13 protein-coding genes are annotated in these 16,366 nt (G+C 59.1%); 8 read left to right on the plus strand and 5 right to left on the minus strand.

The features are described from left to right. Window positions 1-35 precede the first annotated feature (35 nt). The 4 genes from rsmA to DQN55_RS02270 are packed head-to-tail and all read right to left on the minus strand — an operon-like array spanning window position 36 to window position 5,887. A complete protein-coding gene (gene rsmA, locus DQN55_RS02255; protein ID WP_048380753.1) occupies window positions 36-854 on the minus strand; it encodes a 16S rRNA (adenine(1518)-N(6)/adenine(1519)-N(6))-dimethyltransferase RsmA in 819 nt (272 codons plus the stop codon). Further along, entirely contained in the window at window positions 851-1,840 is a 990-nt protein-coding gene (gene pdxA / locus DQN55_RS02260; RefSeq protein ID WP_048380751.1) for a 4-hydroxythreonine-4-phosphate dehydrogenase PdxA, read from the minus strand. The genes rsmA and pdxA overlap by 4 nt, the downstream gene beginning before the upstream one ends. Beyond that, the gene (surA, locus tag DQN55_RS02265) at window positions 1,837-3,171 is read right to left on the minus strand and encodes a peptidylprolyl isomerase SurA (RefSeq protein WP_048381674.1); all 1,335 of its coding nucleotides are present in this window, start codon (window positions 3,169-3,171) and stop codon (window positions 1,837-1,839) included. Before surA ends, pdxA begins: the two co-directional genes overlap by 4 nt. After that, a complete protein-coding gene (locus DQN55_RS02270) occupies window positions 3,152-5,887 on the minus strand; it encodes an LPS-assembly protein LptD (RefSeq protein WP_048380749.1) in 2,736 nt (911 codons plus the stop codon). The genes surA and DQN55_RS02270 overlap by 20 nt, the downstream gene beginning before the upstream one ends. A gap of 131 nt (window positions 5,888-6,018) precedes the next feature. Here DQN55_RS02270 and DQN55_RS02275 point away from each other — a divergent pair, with 131 nt between their 5' ends. Genes DQN55_RS02275 through DQN55_RS02285 form a run of 3 tightly spaced genes read left to right on the plus strand, consistent with a single transcriptional unit; the run spans window position 6,019 to window position 8,481 of the window. After that, the gene (locus DQN55_RS02275) at window positions 6,019-7,044 is read left to right on the plus strand and encodes an aminoglycoside phosphotransferase family protein (RefSeq protein WP_048380747.1); all 1,026 of its coding nucleotides are present in this window, start codon (window positions 6,019-6,021) and stop codon (window positions 7,042-7,044) included. Next, entirely contained in the window at window positions 7,041-7,712 is a 672-nt protein-coding gene (gene murU, locus DQN55_RS02280; protein WP_048380746.1) for an N-acetylmuramate alpha-1-phosphate uridylyltransferase MurU, read from the plus strand. The genes DQN55_RS02275 and murU overlap by 4 nt, the downstream gene beginning before the upstream one ends. Before the next feature lies 1 nt (window position 7,713). After that, window positions 7,714-8,481, plus strand: a complete 768-nt coding sequence (locus tag DQN55_RS02285) for a DnaJ domain-containing protein (protein WP_048380744.1) — start codon at window positions 7,714-7,716, stop codon at window positions 8,479-8,481. Between the two features lie 14 nt (window positions 8,482-8,495). Here DQN55_RS02285 and DQN55_RS02290 read toward each other — a convergent pair whose 3' ends face one another. Further along, window positions 8,496-9,488, minus strand: a complete 993-nt coding sequence (locus DQN55_RS02290) for an alpha/beta hydrolase family protein (RefSeq protein ID WP_048380742.1) — start codon at window positions 9,486-9,488, stop codon at window positions 8,496-8,498. 74 nt (window positions 9,489-9,562) lie between these two features. Between DQN55_RS02290 and DQN55_RS02295 the strand changes: the two genes are divergently transcribed. The 5 genes from DQN55_RS02295 to DQN55_RS02315 all read left to right on the plus strand — a co-directional run bounded on the left by DQN55_RS02295 (window position 9,563) and on the right by DQN55_RS02315 (window position 16,359). Next, window positions 9,563-11,956, plus strand: coding sequence for a PAS domain-containing sensor histidine kinase (locus tag DQN55_RS02295; protein WP_048380740.1), 2,394 nt, complete (start codon window positions 9,563-9,565; stop codon window positions 11,954-11,956). 14 nt (window positions 11,957-11,970) lie between these two features. After that, the gene (locus DQN55_RS02300; protein WP_172601016.1) at window positions 11,971-12,606 is read left to right on the plus strand and encodes a response regulator; all 636 of its coding nucleotides are present in this window, start codon (window positions 11,971-11,973) and stop codon (window positions 12,604-12,606) included. A gap of 237 nt (window positions 12,607-12,843) precedes the next feature. Next, a complete protein-coding gene (locus tag DQN55_RS02305) occupies window positions 12,844-13,968 on the plus strand; it encodes an ABC transporter ATP-binding protein (RefSeq protein WP_048380739.1) in 1,125 nt (374 codons plus the stop codon). A gap of 35 nt (window positions 13,969-14,003) precedes the next feature. Then, window positions 14,004-15,044: an ABC transporter substrate-binding protein gene (locus tag DQN55_RS02310; RefSeq protein ID WP_048380737.1), complete on the plus strand. Its 1,041-nt coding sequence runs from the start codon at window positions 14,004-14,006 to the stop codon at window positions 15,042-15,044. 67 nt (window positions 15,045-15,111) lie between these two features. Then, on the plus strand, window positions 15,112-16,359 hold the full coding sequence (locus tag DQN55_RS02315) for an ABC transporter permease (RefSeq protein ID WP_048380735.1): 1,248 nt from the start codon (window positions 15,112-15,114) through the stop codon (window positions 16,357-16,359). Window positions 16,360-16,366: the final 7 nt, after the last annotated feature.

The raw sequence follows: 16,366 nt of genomic DNA on the forward strand, positions 1-16,366 counted from the left end.
GATGTCGACCTGGTAACCGCATATGTACCTGACAATCAGTCGACAACGGGTGCCGGGACTGGTTGTTCGCTGAGTTTGTCGGCCAGGCGCACAAAGGCGGCCAGGTCGAGTTGCTCAGGACGCAGGCTGCCATCAACGCCGCAGGCTTCGATTTCAGCGTTGCTGAGCAGGGCCTTGAGGGTGTTGCGCAGCGTTTTGCGACGCTGGTTGAACGCTTCGCGAACCACGCGCTCAAGCAGGCGATGGTCTTTGGCGGGGTGTGGCAGTACTTCGTGGGGCACCAGGCGGACAATCGCTGAATCGACTTTAGGCGGCGGATTGAAGGCGCCGGGGCCTACGTTGAACAGGTGTTCGACGCGGCAGTGGTACTGAACCATGATCGACAGACGACCCCAGTCACCGCCGCCAGGACCGGCAGCCATGCGCTCTACCACTTCTTTTTGCAGCATGAAGTGCATGTCGCGGATCATGTCGGCATTTTTCAGCAGGTGAAAAATCAGCGGCGTGGAGATGTTGTACGGCAGGTTACCGACAACCCGCAGAGTACGCGGTGCTGCGTTGAGGGTCTTGAAGTCGAACTTCAGTGCATCGCCTTGATGCAGGGTGAAGTTGCTCATGCCAGCAAACTGCTGGTTGAGGATCGGGATCAGGTCTTTATCGAGCTCGACAACGTCGAGTTGACCGCCGCTGTTGAGAATGCCCTCGGTCAGAGCACCCTGGCCCGGGCCGATCTCCAGCAGACGGTCGCCTGCTTTGGCGCTGATGGCCCGCAGAATACGGTCGATTACGCCTGCATCGTGCAGGAAGTTCTGGCCAAAGCGCTTGCGCGCCTTGTGTTGGTATTGCTCGTTCATATACGGGTCTCGGCCATCTGGTAGGCGGTTTCCAGGGCGACTTGCAGGCTGCCGGTATCGATCTTGCCGCTGCCCGCCAGATCCAGGGCAGTGCCATGGTCGACGGAGGTACGGATGATCGGCAAGCCCAGGGTGATGTTGACTGCGGCACCAAACCCTTTGTATTTCAGTACGGGCAGGCCTTGGTCGTGGTACATCGCCAGCACTGCATCGCAGTGCTCCAGATATTTGGGGGTAAACAGAGTGTCGGCAGGCAGCGGGCCACGCAGGTCCATGCCCTCGCTGCGCAGGCGCTCCAGGGTTGGTTCAATGATGTCTATTTCTTCATGACCCAAATGACCGCCTTCACCGGCGTGGGGGTTGAGCCCGCAAACCAGGATCCGCGGTTGGGCGATGCCGAATTTTTGTTGTAGATCGGCATGCAGGATACGGGTCACCCGCATCAGTCGCTCGGGGGTAATGGCGTCGGCGATCTGGCGCAGCGGCAAGTGGGTGGTCACCAGCGCGACGCGCAGCCCGCGGGTAGCGAGCATCATCACGACCTGCTCGGTACGGGTCAGGTCGGCAAGGAATTCGGTGTGTCCGGAAAACGGAATGCCCGCTTCGTTGATCACGCCTTTGTGTACCGGTGCAGTAATCATCCCTGCAAAATCGCCGTCCAGGCAGCCTTGTGCGGCCCGGGTCAAGGTTTGCAACACAAACGCAGCGTTGGCCTTGTTCAGCGTGCCGGGGGTAACAGCTGCGCTCAGTGGGGTGTCCCATACGTACAGGCTGCCTGCCGGAGCCGGTTGCTCTGGCCAGTTGCCCGGGCTGACGGGCAGCAGACTGACAGCCACACCCAGCTGGGCGGCCCGCTCAAGGAGCAGGTCGCAGCTGGTAATGGCAATCAGGGGATGTGGCTGGCGTTGCGAGGCGAGTAGCAGGCACAGGTCGGGGCCTATGCCTGCCGGTTCGCCGGGTGTCAGGGCAAAACGCTGTGTGTTCACTGCGCAGCCTGGTCGGCGCTCTCTGCCGGGTTTGCAGCAGGGAGTTTGATCTCTACGTAGGCTTCGTCGCGAATCTGGCGCAGCCAGGTTTGCAGCTCTTCGTCGTACTTGCGGTTACGCAAGGCGTTCATTGCCTGCTGCTCGCGAGCCTGGGTGGTGCTGTCCGTGGCGCGACGGCCCAGGACTTCCAGGACATGCCAGCCGTATTGGGTGCGGAACGGCTTGGACAAAGTACCCTGCGGGGTATCGGCCATGACTTCCCGGAACTCAGGTACCAGCGAGTTAGGGTCGATCCAGTTCAGGTCGCCGCCGTTAAGGGCGGAACCCGGGTCTTCCGAATAGTTCTTGGCCAGCTCGGCAAAGTCTTCACCCGAGGTGATGCGCTCGTAGAGTTTGTCTGCCAGTGTCTTGGTCGCCGCTTCGCTGCGAATTTCGTTCGGCTTGATCAGGATGTGGCGAACATGTACTTCGTCAACCACCACGGCCTCGCCACCACGTTTCGCGTTGAGCTTGAGGATGATGAAGCCGCCGGGTGTACGTACCGGTGGGGTGATGTCGCCCACTGGCATTTCACTCAGCATGCGATCGAATGGAGGCGGTAGCTGAGCGGCTTTACGCCAGCCCATGTCGCCACCTTCCAGTGCCGTATCGCTGCCCGATCGGGCGATCGCCATTTGACCGAAGTCCGCGCCTTGCTTGAGCTGTTTGTACACCTCTTCAGCTTGCTTGTAGGCGGTCTGGATCGCTTCCGAATTCGCGCTTTCCGGCGTTGGAATCAGGATGTTGGCCAGGTTGAACTCTTCGGACATTTGCATTTTGCCCAGGTCGGATGCCAGGAAGTTTTTAACTTCCTGATCCGTGACCTGAATGCGCTCGGCCACGCGGCGTTGACGCACACGGCTGATGATCATCTCGCGACGTACCTGCTCGCGGGCATCTTCATAGGACAGGCCGTCATGAGCCAGGGCCTGACGGAACTGATCGAGGGTCATGTTATTGCGCTGGGCAATGGTGCCAATGGCCTGGTTCAGTTCTTCATCCGTGATGCGGATGCCTGCACGCTCACCGAGCTGCAATTGCAGATTTTCGACGATAAGACGCTCAAGCACCTGCTGATCCAGAACGCTGGCCGGCGGAACGCCCTGACCACGCTTGGCAATGGTTTGCTGAACTTCGCGGACACGGTTGTCCAGCTGGCTCTGCATGATCACGTCGTTGTCGACGATGGCCACAACCTTATCAAGGGGCTGTACCGCAGCGTGAGCTGCAGTACCCAGGAACAGCGCGCCCAGCACTAGCGGGCGCAGACACTCAGAAAGCTTGATCTTCACGTTCACGATAACCTTGGATGCCTTTGTCGAGGAAGCTCTCTACTTTGGTGCCAACAACGCCACCGAGACCTTTCAGCACAATTTGAAGGAAGACCCCATGATCGCCCTTTTCGTTTTCCGGGGCTTCTTGGGAGTACTCGTCGTTGGAAACCCAATAACGACTGATCAGACGAAGCTTCCAGCAGCAGTTGTCATACTCGAAGCCACCAAAGGCTTCCAGGGTACGGTCGCGGTTGTAGTCGTACTGCCAGCGGCTGATGACGTTCCATTGCGGCACGATCGGCCAGATAACCGAGAAGTCGTGCTGCTTAATCTTGTAGTAATCCTTGATATAGCCAGGATCGCCCGGCGACAGGTAGTCACCACCGCCCACTGTCCACTTGCCGGTGTACTGGTCATAGCGAACCTGGTCGTTACGATAACGGTAACCGAGGTTGACCACCTTGTTCGGGTTGTCTTCCGGCTGGTAGTGCATCATCGCACTGCCAGAGCGAGTGCTGTGGCTGTCCGGGTCCCAGTTGAAGTCGGCGGTTGCACGCCAGTCGCGGTTGAAGCGGTAAGCATACTCGAGTGCGTACGGCGACACACCGGCCGTTGCGTCGGCACGATCGGCGTCAATGCCTGGCAGTTGAACCTTGCGGTCCTTGAAGTAGTAAGCCTGGCCCACGCTGATGCGTTGACGTTCAAAGCCGTTTTCTTCAATCCAGCGGCTGGTGACGCCCAGGGACAGTTTGTTCTCGTCACCCACACGGTCAGTGCCGGTGAAGCGGTTGTCACGCCACAGCGAGGAATAGCTGAAGGTGCTTTCGCTGGTGTCGAAGATCGGGATGTCGTCCTGGTTGCGTTCCGGGACATACAGGTAGAACGCCCGCGGTTCCAGGGTCTGGCGGAAGTTGGTGCCGAACCATTGGGTGTTGCGGTCGAAGTACAGGCCGCTGTCGATGCTGGCGATAGGTACGCTGCGGTTAACCGAGCTGTCGAAATTATCACCGGTAGCTAACTGAGCCTTGCCCTTGCCATCCAGATCAAGGTCGTACTGGGTGTACATGTACTTCAGGGATGGCGTCAGGAAGCCGTAGCTCCAGTTCATCGGCAGGCTCATGGCCGGTGCGACATTCATGCGTGTGCCGTTGGCACGTGCCAGGCCGGTAACGTTGTTGTCCAGGCGAGACGAGACCTTCCCGTCTTCATCAACGAAGTTGCCGGTTTCCAGGTCGCGGTCAAAACGCACCAGCTCGGTGTCATATTTGAAGTCCAGACCGCCCGGGTGATACGGCAGGGCACCATTGAAGGTGAGCTGCGGCAGCATGTTGTACGGCGTGATCTGGGTAACCGTTGCCAGTTGGTAGGCCTGGGCGTTCAGTCGGGCGGTGTAATTGTCGCCACGGTAGCTGACGGCGCCCTGCTGGTTGACGAAGTCCTGGCTTTCAACGCCGATCTGATCGCTCTCGAGATCCTGGAAGTAGTACGGGTCGCTGATCTTGGTGTAATCGACCTCGGTCATTACACGGGAGTCCAGGCCACCCTTGTGCTGCCAGTTGAGCATGTAGCGCTTGTCGGTGTAGTCGGTCTGCAGCTTGCGGTCGTCGTTGTCGTCGTTGAGGTACGCGGCGCCGAACTGCCCTTCGCTGGACTCGGTCAGGTAGCGGAACTCGCCTTCCATCAACAGGCCGCGCTTGGTCATGTAGCGCGGGTACAACGTGGCATCGTAGTTGGGTGCCAGGTTGAAGTAGTACGGGGTCACGAGCATGAAGCCGGTGTCGGAACTGCTGCTGAAGGACGGCGGCAGGAAACCGGACTGACGGCGATCGTCGATCGGGAAGTAGATGTACGGGGTGTAGAAAATCGGGATGTCTTTGACCCGCAGCGTCACGTTGGTTGCCGTACCGAAGCCGGTGGCCGGGTTCAACGTGATGTTGTTGCCTTTGAGCTGCCAGGCGTTGCTGTTCGGCTCGCACGTGGTGTACGTACCATCCTTGAGGCGGATGATCGCGTTTTCACCGCGCTTGGCGTACAGCGCACTGCCGCGAATGCGCGACTTGTGCAAAACGTATTCGGCGTTATCGACCTTGGCAGCACCGGTGTCCAGTTGAACATCGGCGTGATCGCCGACAATCAATGCACCGTTGTCGCGAAGGCGGACCTTGCCATTGAGCTCGCCACGGCTTTCGGCCTCGTCGGCTTCGATCTGCATGCTGCCCTGACGCATGACAACGTCACCGGCGAGGGTCGCGACCTGTTCTTCCTGCTGATAGCGTGAGGCCTTGGCACCAATAAAGGTTGGGGCATCACTTTTGCTGGTGGTGTCGTTCATGCCCGGACGGATTGGCTCGACGTAGGAGCCAGCGCAGTACGGACCGGTTTCGGCCAGTTGCGCAGGTGTCAGCTTGTCACGCGGGACCCAGTCGAGGTGACTGTAGTCTTCGCTGCGTGACTTCAGCCCACGGCCCTTGGCTTCAGTCACCAGCGGGGTCTGTGCGGCTTGCTCGGCTGTTTCGCCGGAAGCATCGACCACAGCGCCAGCATGCGTCGGACGAGGTGGCAATTGCGCTACATTCGTTTTAGGCGCGCAATCCCAGCCTCCCGTAGCCGACACGGAACAGTCATACTGCTCCTCGGCAACAGCGAATGGCGTGGCTAAAGGTTGCATGGCCAGCAGACTGCCGGTTACCAGCAACGGAAATTTTTTACGAAACGCGGGGGATTTCAATGCCATCTTATTAGTCCGGGCTTCCTGCGTGCCATCAGCCCGCGGTGGGGGACCGCACGCCTATCGATGGTCTGGAAAAGATTCTGGATAATAAAGCATGACCCGCTTGACGGCTAGCGCCGTCGGAGACCCTTGTAATGCCTGACCAAGATGTACGCCTGCAACACCTGAAAGTTTGGCTCGATGAGCAGTTGCCAGACCTGTTTGCGAACGAGGGCTGGGGTGCCGTGCCCCCGGCCACGCTGACTGCGGCCAGTAGCGACGCGAGTTTTAGACGTTATTTTCGCTGGGAAGGCGAAGGCCGCAGCTTTATCGTCATGGACGCGCCGCCGCCGCAGGAAAACTGCAAACCTTTCGTCGATATTGCGCAATTACTGCGCACCAGCCAGATAAACGTACCGAAAATTTATGCCCAGGACCTTGAACGCGGCTTTCTTCTGCTGAACGACCTGGGCAATAAAACCTTTCTCGACGTGATTAACAGCAGCAACGCCGACGAGCTGTTCAAGGACGCGATTGAGTCCTTGCTGGCCTTTCAGCATTTGCCGATGACAGCGCCATTGCCCAGCTACGACGTGGCATTGCTGCGCCGCGAGCTTGAATTGTTCCCTGAGTGGTATGTGCGTGCTCATTTGGGTGTCGAGTTCGATGAGCAGCAACAAGCGGCCTGGCAGCGGGTCAGCGCGCTGCTGATTGACAGTGCTCTGGCGCAGCCACAGGTGCTGGTGCACCGCGACTTTATGCCGCGCAACCTGATGCTCAGTATCCCCAACCCTGGGGTCCTGGATTTCCAGGATGCTGTATACGGCCCGGTGACCTATGACATTACCTGCCTGTTCAAGGATGCCTTTCTCAGTTGGCCAGAAGAGCGTGTCCAGGCCTGGTTGAAGGATTATTGGCAGTTGGCGCTGCCGTTGGGCATTCCAGTGCAGCCTGACTTCGAAGACTTTCTGTGTGCCAGTGACTTGATGGGTGTGCAGCGTCACTTGAAAGTGATCGGGATTTTTGCCCGTATTTGCCATCGGGATGGCAAGCCGCGTTATCTGGCGGATGTGCCGCGCTTCTTTTCGTATATAGAAGCGGTGCTGGCACGTCGTCCTGAGCTGGCGGAGCTGGGTGAGTTGTTCGCCAGCCTGCCCAAGTCTGCCGAGGCTCCCGTATGAAGGCGATGATCCTGGCGGCGGGTAAGGGTGAGCGCTTGCGGCCATTGACCCTGCACACACCCAAACCGCTGATTCGTGCAGGAGGCGTGCCGCTGATCGAGTATCACCTGCGGGCTTTGGCTGCGGCGGGGTTTACCGAGATTGTGATCAACCACGCCTGGCTGGGCCAACAAATCGAAGACCATCTGGGCGACGGCTCACGCTGGGGCGTCAGCATCCGGTATTCCGCCGAAGGTGAGCCACTGGAAACGGGCGGCGGGATTTTCAAGGCGCTGCCGCTGCTGGGCGATAGCCCGTTTGCGGTGGTCAATGGCGACATCTGGACCGATTACGACTTTGCTGCCTTGCGTCGACCGTTGTCGGGGTTGGCGCATCTGGTGCTGGTCGATAATCCGGCGCACCACCAGGCGGGCGACTTCTGCCTCAATGATGCGCAGGTTCAGGATGGCGGCGCCGGTGCCGACACGTTGACCTACAGCGGGATCGCGGTGCTCAGTCCGGAATTGTTCAAGGGGGCTGTTGCCGGAGCCTTCAAGTTGGCACCGCTGTTGCGCGCGGCCATGGCCGAAGGCCGGGTCACGGGCGAACGCTTGCAAGGGCGTTGGGTCGATGTGGGCACACATGAGCGGCTGGCTGAGGTCGAGGCGCTGATCAGGGACCCTCACTGATATGTTGTGGCCAGGGACGCTGATCGGAGCCGGAGCAGGTTTTCTCATTGCCAGCATTCCGGGAGCCATGCTCGGTGCCTTGTTGGGGCAGGTGCTGGATCGGCGCCTGCAGTTGCACAGTTGGGCGGATGTGCGGGAGCGCTTGGGCGGTCGCCCGATGCGGGACAACGATGAACTGCTGTTCATTTTGTTGGGCCGCCTGGCCAAGAGCGGGGGCCGGGTGATGGCCCCGCATATCGAACAGGCACGTCAAGAGATGCGCCTGCTCGACATGACGCCCAGTGAGCAGGAGCGGGCCGTTGCAGCGTTTAACCGTGGCAAGTCGGGTAGTGACTCGGTGCGTGACGATCTGCAGCGCCTGAAAGCCGAGCCGGCGGTATCTGAACGCGTGTTGCGCGCCTGCTGGCGGATGTGTGTTGCCGACGCGCGGGTCGATCCTGGCGAGCGACAGCTGATCATGCTCTGGGGACGTTGGCTGGGCTGGACACCGCAACAGGTTGAGGCACTGGGTGCTGAGTACGACGTGCACTCGCAATCGTTGCTCACTCGCGGCGGCACTTATCAGGCATCGCTGGCGTTGCTTGGCGTCACGGACAGCAGTGATCCGGTGCAGATAAAGCGTGCCTACCGGCGTTTGCTCAGTCGTCATCACCCGGACAAGATCGCTGGCACCGGGGCGACTTCTTCGCAGGTGCGTGACGCCACTGAAAAAACCCGCGAGCTGCATCACGCTTATGCCTTGATCAGTGAGCGGCGCGGTTTTCGTTAAGCGCAGGGCCGGGGCTACTTATCCACAGGCTGCGGATTAAGCCAGCCACGGATCCGACGAAACAGCAGTTCCTGCTCGGCGGCCCGGTTGCCCGGGATAGCTGTCAGTGCCACTTGATTGAATGTCAAACCATTGACCCGCTTGCTGGCCTGCCGCCGTTGCAAGGCGGCTTCGCGTGTGAGCGGCTTGTCTTTATAGAACAGGTCTAGCTGCGCAATGTTGAGTGACGAGATCAGTTGGCTCAATTGAGGTTGTGCCTGGGCCGGTGTTTGTGCCGCGACCATGATCAGCTTGGGGATTTGCGCGGGCTGTTTTTCTTCCAGATAACGTGCAGCCCAATAGGCTCCTGTGCCATGACCTAGCAGGACAATGCTGCGCATGTTCTGTTGCAGCGCAAAGGCCAGCGCGGCGTCGATGCGCGCGAAAATGCGCTCGGCATCGGCCTTGCTTAACGCTTCAAGCGTCGACACGGCTACTGGATCGTTTCCGGGGTTTTCAGTGCCGGCGCTGGCCGCCTGCTCGATGGGCTTGGCTGTGGTGCTGGCGTCTTTGCTGCTACTGTCTGGCGTGACAGGCTGGCTTTCTGGTTCGGTCTCTCGCGTCAGGCTGGCCGTGCTTTGGATGTCCGGCAAGGTCAGGCTCAGGCTGGCCCAGTTGGCATCGGGGAGTTTGTTGCGCAGTGGCCCGACGGCCAGCGGCCAGTCAGCCGTTTCTCCGTTACCCGGCACAATAATCACCAGCCCGCTGGGGGCGCTGCTGTTGGCAGGTTTCCAGAGCGTGAGAAAACTGTCGTCTCCGGCCTGTAGCAGTTGCTGTTCGTGTTTTGGGATGCTTCGCTCAAGCGCCATTGCATCCTCCTGGCTGCGCTCGGGCAGTGGCTGGCGCACCGGCGGCTGAGGAAGTGCAGTCTCGGGGGCAGGTTCGGGCTCGGCTGCCTGGGTTGGCAAGGCGAGGGGCAGCAGTAACGACAGGCACAAGGCTGGCAATGCCAGACGGTAAAGAAGCATCGGTTATTCCAGGCCAGAAGTAATCCCGGCAGCCTAAAGGGTTGATCCATATTTGTCAGGGTGTGAGCGTCCAGATGACACGTTTTTGCTATTGGTGGGTTATCGGCTGGTTATGGCTGCCCTTGATGGGCACGGCAGCGCCTTTGCCGGCGGCGCAGTTGTCGGCGGATCAGCAACAGTGGCTGGCGCAACATCAGGAGCTGCGTGTCGGGCTGGTGCTGCAGGCCCCTTACGCCAGGTTTGACCAGCGCTTGCAGCAATTGTCGGGGGCCAATGTCGAGCTGATGAAGTGGCTGGCGAGCACGTTGAATGTCGAACTGGTCTGGCGAAACTACCCCGACCTGAAAAGTGTGGAAAAGGCTGCCCGCGCCGGGGAGATCGATCTGGTACCGGGGTTGACGCAAACCCCGGCAGGTTTGCGTTTGTGGCTGTTTTCCGATCCCTATATGCGGATTCCGCAATTGCTGGTGGGGGTGCGCAACGGTACGGGCTCGGTTGAACTGGAAAGCATCGACAGTCAAACCCGCGTTGCGGTGCGCATGCCCGGCGTCACTGCGGACTTCTTGCGTAGCAGCTATCCGGGTCTGAACCTGCAAGGCGTGCCATTGGAGCGCCAGGCTTTGCAGTTATTGCTCAGCCAGCAAGCCACGTATGCCGTGGTCGATGAAGCCCAGCTCAGCCGTTTGTCGATCGAGCCCGAGTTTGCGGAGTTGGCCGTGGTCGGTGATATCGGGCTGCCACAACTGCTGCGCGTTGCGACCCGCCGAGACTGGCCCGAGTTGGCTGGCATTGTCGAGCGTGGGCTGCATGCGATTCCGGCGCGAGACATGGAGCAATTGCATGCTCGTTGGTTACAGCCCAAATATCCGCGAGCCGGCCCTTCGCCGGGCTTCTGGCAAAATCTGTGCGCATTGCTCGGAGTGGTGCTGCTGGCGTGCATGGCCATTGTGTTCTGGCAGCGCCGCCAGCAGACGGCGCTTGAACGTACCCTGCTCGGGGCCCGGGAAGACATCGCCTTGCGCGCCGCCAGCGCTGAAGCGTTGCGCTTGACTCAGTTTTCAATTGATCAAAGCCCCATGGGGATTCTGTGGGTGAATTGGGACAGCCATGTGCGCTATGCCAATCGCGCTGCGGAAGACATGCTCGGCTATACACCCGGGGCTGTTCTGGAACGACCCTTGAGCGACTTCGAACCCGGCTTGAGCATGGACCGCTGGTTGAGTTTGTGGCGGCGTGCACGCGCCAGCGAGGAGGGTGTTCAACGTATCGAAACCCACTGTGTCCGCGCCGATGGCAGCCAGTTTCCGGCCGATGTGACCTTGAGCTTTTTGCGGTTTCAGGAAGCTGAGTATTTGGTGGTGTACCTCAATGACCTCACTGAGCGGCGGCGGGTACAGGCGGCGCTGCAAGAAAGCGATGCACGCTTGCAGGGGATTGCCGCTAACGTCCCGGGGCTGGTCTTTCGTCTGGAACGCTCTTTGCTGACTGGTGAACTGGACTTTCCTTACATCAGCGAAGGCAGTGAAAGTCTGGCCGGGTTTTCCCCGGCCACATTGCGTCAGCGTGAGGTGGGTTTGCGCAGCCTGGTACACCCGGATGACAAGGCGGATTACCATCGGGTGCAGGATATCGCGCTGGACAGTGACAGTGACTGGTCATGGCAAGGACGGATCTTGACCAGCCAAGGACAGCAGCGTTGGGCTGAAATCAAGGCCATTACCCGTCGTCTCGAAGATGGCACGGTGGTGTGGGACGGCATTGTCTGGGATATCAGCGAGAGCAAGCGCATCGAGCTGGCGCTTGACAGTTCGCGGGGCCAACTGCGGGAACTCTCGGCGCACCTTGAGAGTGTGCGAGAAGAAGAAAAGGCCCGCATCGCTCGCGAGGTGCATGATGAGCTGGGCCAGATGCTGACGGTACTCAAACTTGAAACCTCGATGTGCGAGCTGGCCTACGCCGACCTTGATCCAGGGTTGCGCGAGCGGCTCAATAGCATGAAAAAACTGATTGCCCAGTTGTTCCAGCTGGTACGGGATGTTGCGACGGCGTTACGCCCGCCGATTCTGGATGCAGGTATCTGCTCGGCGATTGAATGGCAGGCCCGGCGGTTTGAGGCGCGGACTCAGATTCCGTGCCTGGTTCAGGTGCCGGAACACCTGCCACCGCTGAGTGCCGCGAAGGAAGTCGGGCTGTTCAGGATTTTGCAGGAGGCACTGACCAACGTGATCCGTCATGCTCAGGCCCAGACCGTGGAGTTGACGCTGAGTGTGCAGGGCAAAGAACTGTGTTTGAGCATCAGCGATGATGGTCAGGGTTTTGAACCCTCGGCCGGCCGGCCGGCATCCTTCGGATTGGTCGGCATGCGTGAGCGGGTTTTGATGCTGGGCGGTACGTTGTCGCTGCAAAGCGAACCGGGAGCGGGCACCACACTGAGTGTGCGCGTGCCTTTGAGCCAAAGCGTTGAGTGATTTTTGATGAGGAAATGCCCGTGATCCGTGTACTGGTAGCTGAAGACCACACCATCGTGCGAGAAGGGATCAAGCAGTTGATCGGCCTGGCCAAGGACTTGCTGGTCGTGGGTGAGGCGAGTAACGGCGAGCAACTGCTGGAAACCTTGAGGAGTGTGCCTTGCGAAGTGGTGCTGTTGGATATTTCGATGCCGGGGGTGAATGGTCTTGAAGCGATCCCGCGGATCCGCGCCTTGAATAACCCGCCCGCGATTCTAGTGCTGTCGATGCACGATGAAGCGCAAATGGCGGCTCGGGCATTGAAGTTCGGTGCTGCGGGTTACGCCACCAAAGACAGTGACCCGGCGCTGCTGCTTACGGCCATCCGTAAAGTGGCGGCGGGCGGGCGTTACATCGACCCGGATCTGGCGGATCGCATGGTGTTCGAGGTCGGCCTGACCGACACCCGGCCATTGCATGCCTTGTTGTCTGAGCGTGAATTTTCGGTGTTCGAGCGATTGGCGCAGGGCGTTAACGTCAATGACATCGCCCAGCAACTGGCCCTGAGCAGCAAAACCATCAGTACCCACAAGGCGCGTCTGATGCAGAAACTCCACGTCACGTCGCTGGCGGAGCTGGTCAAATATGCGATGGAGCACAAGTTGCTGTAAGTCTCTCCCTCAGTATTGATAGGGCCGACATATCTGTTTACGACAGGTTTGCCTCCGGCCCTTGCCTGTCGGGTGCACGGTAGATGTATGACCATTCCGATCACGACATCGTTGTAGGGCAATCCCTACAAAAACCCTTCCATCCTCCTGATGTGAATATCTCCTTCGCCCCGATTTCTGTGGGCTTGCACCTTCATTAGTCTTGGGCTACGGCAGTCCAAAACAAAAGGTGTGGCTATGAGTGAGGTCGGTGCAAGCGCTGGGGCGAGTGACATACTGGTCAGCTTTCGTGGTGTGCAAAAGAGCTACGATGGCGAAAACCTGATCGTTAAAGATCTCAATCTGGATATTCGCAAAGGCGAGTTCCTGACATTGCTCGGGCCGTCCGGCTCTGGCAAAACCACCAGCCTGATGATGTTGGCCGGCTTTGAAACGCCCACTGCCGGTGAAATCCTGCTTGCGGGTCGATCGATCAACAATGTGCCACCGCATAAACGCGACATCGGCATGGTGTTCCAGAACTACGCGCTGTTTCCGCACATGACCGTGGCCGAGAACCTGGGGTTCCCGTTATCTGTGCGCGGCTTGAACCGGACGGATATCAGCGAACGGGTCAAGCGTGTACTGAGCATGGTGCAGCTGGATGCCTTTGCGCAGCGTTACCCGGCCCAACTGTCGGGCGGTCAGCAACAACGGGTAGCGCTGGCGCGAGCGCTGGTGTTTGAACCGCAGCTGGTGCTGATGGATGAGCCGCTGGGTGCGCTGGATAAACAGCTGCGCGAGCACATGCAGATGGAGATCAAGCACCTTCATCAGCGCCTGGGCGTCACCGTGGTCTATGTGACTCACGATCAGGGCGAAGCGTTGACCATGTCCGATCGTGTTGCCGTGTTTCATCAGGGTGAAATTCAGCAGATCGCCCCGCCGCGCACCTTATATGAAGAGCCGAAAAATACATTTGTTGCCAACTTCATCGGTGAGAACAACCGTCTCAATGGCCGCCTGCACAGCCAGGACGGTGATCGCTGCGTGGTGGAACTGAGCCGGGGCGAGAAGGTTCAGGCGCTGGCGGTGAATGTGGGGCGCACAGGCGATCCGGTGACGTTGTCCATCCGGCCTGAACGCATCAGCCTCAATGGCTCCAGCGAATCGTGCATCAACCGCTTTTCGGGGCGTGTTGAAGAATTTATCTACCTGGGCGATCACGTCCGGTTGCGCCTCGAAGTCTGCGGCAAGAACGATTTTTTTGTGAAACAGCCCATTGCCGAGCTTGATCCGGGCCTGGCGGTGGGAGACGTCGTGCCACTTGGTTGGCAAGTCGAACATGTACGCGCGCTGGACCCTCTCTTAGAGGCGAATTAATCGCCCCGGCTTCACCAACCCTGTGGAGAACAACAATGCATAAATCCCTCAAGTTCACGGCCCTGACGCTGGGCATGCTGTGCGCGGCCAATGCAATGGCAGCCACCGATCTCACCGTGGTGTCGTTTGGCGGAGCGAACAAGGCCGCGCAGGTCAAAGCGTTTTACGCCCCTTGGGAGGCCAAAGGTGACGGCAAAATCATCGCCGGTGAATACAACGGTGAAATGGCCAAGATCAAAGCGATGGTCGACACCAAAAGTATTTCCTGGGACCTGGTAGAAGTGGAATCACCGGAACTGTCCCGCGGGTGTGACGAGGACATGTTCGAACCGCTGGACCCGGCCCTGTTCGGCAATCCTGAGCAGTACGTCAAAGGCGCGATCCAGACCTGTGGTGCCGGCTTCTTCGTGTGGTCAACGGTGTTGGCCTACAACGCCGACAAGTTGAAAACCGCACCCACCAGTTGGGCGGATTTCTGGGACACCAAGACCTTCCCGGGTAAACGCGGTCTGCGCAAGGGTGCCAAGTACACCCTGGAATTTGCACTGATGGCCGACGGCGTGGCGCCCAAGGACGTGTACAGCGTGCTGGCGAGCAAGGAAGGCCAGAACCGTGCCTTCAAAAAGCTGGATGAGCTCAAGCCGAGCATTCAATGGTGGGAGGCGGGCGCTCAGCCGCCGCAATACTTGGCCTCCGGCGATGTCGTGATGAGTTCGGCTTATAACGGCCGTATTGCAGCGGTGCAAAAGGAAAGCAATCTGAAAGTGGTATGGAACGGCGGCATTTACGATTTTGACGCCTGGGCCATCCCGAAAGGACTGAGCAAGGACAAGGCTGAAGCCGCGAAGAAATTCATTGCCTTCACCCTACAGCCACAACAGCAAAGCCTGTACTCGCAAAACATCGCCTATGGTCCGGCCAACAAGGAAGCGATGCCGCTCTTGCCGAAGGAGCTGCTGGCCGACATGCCAACGGCCCCGGAAAACATCGTCAACCAGGTGCAGATCGACGTCAGCTTCTGGGCTGATAACGGCGAGCAACTGGAGCAACGCTTCAACGCCTGGGCTGCCAAGTAACAGCCCTGACACGCGGGGCGGCCGGCCGGGCCGCACCGCTATCGTTTAAAGATTTCCGGAGTTCGCCATGGCTATCGCCGTTCCCCTGAACGAGGTCTCCAGCCCCACCTTGAAAAAACGCCTGGCACATGCCGAGCGGGTTAACCGCTGGAAGGCGCAGGCGCTGATTGCGCCGTTGGTGATTTTTTTGCTGCTGGTGTTTCTGGTGCCGATCGCTGCGCTGCTCTACAAAAGTGTGGGTAACCCGGAAGTGGTCGAAGGCTTGCCGCGCACTGTGGTAGCCGTGTCGGCGTGGGATGGCAAAGGCTTGCCGGAGGAGTCGGTGTACCAGGCGCTGAGTGAAGACCTGGCCGAGGCCCGCAAGAATCAAGTCTTGGGCGACTTGTCCAAGCGACTGAACATGGAATTGGCAGGCTATCGCAGCTTGCTGATGAAAACCGCCAGGGCCTTGCCGTTCAAGGCAGTGCCCGAATCGTATAAAGACGCGATGGAAGTCCTTGATGAGCGCTGGGGCGATCCGGCGTACTGGCAGGCCATCAAGCGCAACGCTTCTAGCGTTACACCGTTCTATCTATTGGCAGCGGTGGATCATCGGGTCGATGACCTGGGCGAAATTGCTCCGGCAACACCAGACCAGGCAATCTACCTGGATATTTTCGCCCGTACCTTCTGGATGGGGTTTGTCATCACGTGTATTTGTCTGGTGCTGGCTTATCCGTTGGCGTACCTGCTGGCCAACCTGCCGGCCCGTCAAAGCAACCTGTTGATGATTCTGGTGCTGCTGCCGTTCTGGACGTCGGTATTGGTGCGGGTGGCAGCCTGGATTGTACTGCTGCAGTCGGGTGGCCTGATCAACAGTGCCTTGATAAGCATGGGGCTGATCGATAAACCGCTGGAGCTGGTGTTTAACCGGGTCGGGGTTTACATCTCAATGGTGCACATTCTGTTGCCATTCATGATCCTGCCGATTTACAGCGTGATGAAAGGTATTTCGCCTACCTATATGCGTGCTGCTATCTCGCTGGGTTGTCATCCATTCGCCAGCTTCTGGCGTGTGTACTTCCCACAAACTTATGCTGGAGTCGGCGCGGGTTGCCTGTTGGTGTTCATCATCGCCATTGGCTACTACATCACCCCGGCCTTGCTTGGCAGCCCCAACGACCAGATGGTCAGCTATTTCGTGGCGTTCTATACCAACACCAGCATCAACTGGGGCATGGCGACCGCCTTGGGTGGCTTGTTACTGCTGGCCACCGTGCTGCTTTACCTGATGTACAACTGGCTGGTAGGCGCAAGCCGCCTGCGTCTGAGCTAAGGAGAAC

The sequence above is a fragment of the Pseudomonas taetrolens genome (genome assembly GCF_900475285.1).
Taxonomy (GTDB): domain Bacteria; phylum Pseudomonadota; class Gammaproteobacteria; order Pseudomonadales; family Pseudomonadaceae; genus Aquipseudomonas; species Aquipseudomonas taetrolens.